Raw genomic sequence first — 1,003 nt, 5'->3', positions numbered from 1 at the left:
TAGAGCAAGCTTTCCCAAAAGATAGTATTATCGTAAATCCTAAAAACTTTCTTTTCCATGGTCTCTCTACTGCACTTTTACTTCTATTTACTTTTAATTTCAACTTACCTTCTATGAAATTTGTTATATTCCCCATAACTCTTTCTCCAGCTCTCTTACTCTTAACGTAAATATTGCAATCGTCAGCGTAGCGACAGAATTTATGTCCCCTTTTCTCTAATTCCTTATCTAATTCATCTAGCATTATATTAGATAAAAGCGGACTTAGTGGACCACCTTGCGGAGTTCCTTCCTCACTTGCGACTACTATTCCGTTAATCATTATCCCAGATTGAAGATATTTCCTTATTAACCTTAGTACTCTCTTGTCTTTTATGTCTCTTGAAAGTTTATACATAAGTATATCGTGGTTAACTTTATCGAAGAATTTCTCTAGGTCTATATCTACAACCCATCTATAACCATCATTAATATAGGCTTCAGCTTTTTGTATAGCATCTTTCGCTCCTCTTCGAGGACGGAAGCCGAAACTATTTTCTGAGAAATTCTCGTCGTAGATATAATTTAGTTCTTGAGCAATTGCTTGTTGAATAAACCTATCCAAGACTGTTGGTATTCCTAATAATCTAATTCCACCATTAGGCTTTGGTATTTCAACTCTCCTAACAGGCATTGGTTTATACTCATTATTTAGAATGCTCTCTTTTATTTGTAGCCAGTTATCTTTAAGAAATTGTCTAAGTTCATAGACTGTCATTCCATCAATTCCATGGCTACCTTTATTAGAAATAACTCTTTTCATTGCTGTAAGTAAGTTATCTCTTGATAGTATTCTCTCTAATGAGCCATATTCAAATTCACTTGTTTCTCCCTTTGAAGTTGCCGAGAATCCTCTATGCACTCTTTGCCTATCTTCGAGTTCCACTCTATCTTTAGCACTAGAGCCTAAATATTTAGTTTTCTGCAATCTCTGATTATTCTGCGAAACTTTCAAATTTCAAAA

General features: G+C 34.3%; 1 protein-coding gene. It reads right to left on the bottom strand.

The genetic code is table 11. From position 1 onward, the window contains the following. The coding region (gene ltrA, locus ACQRD5_RS17120; protein WP_427747109.1) for a group II intron reverse transcriptase/maturase at nt 1-994 on the bottom strand (994 nt) is incomplete at its 3' end. Nucleotides 995-1,003: the final 9 nt, after the last annotated feature.

It is taken from the genome of Clostridium sp. SGI.024, assembly GCF_050315195.1.
Taxonomy (GTDB): domain Bacteria; phylum Bacillota; class Clostridia; order Clostridiales; family Clostridiaceae; genus Clostridium.
The sequence above is the reverse complement of the archived record's forward strand: the minus strand, read 5'-3'. Positions and strand labels throughout refer to the sequence as shown.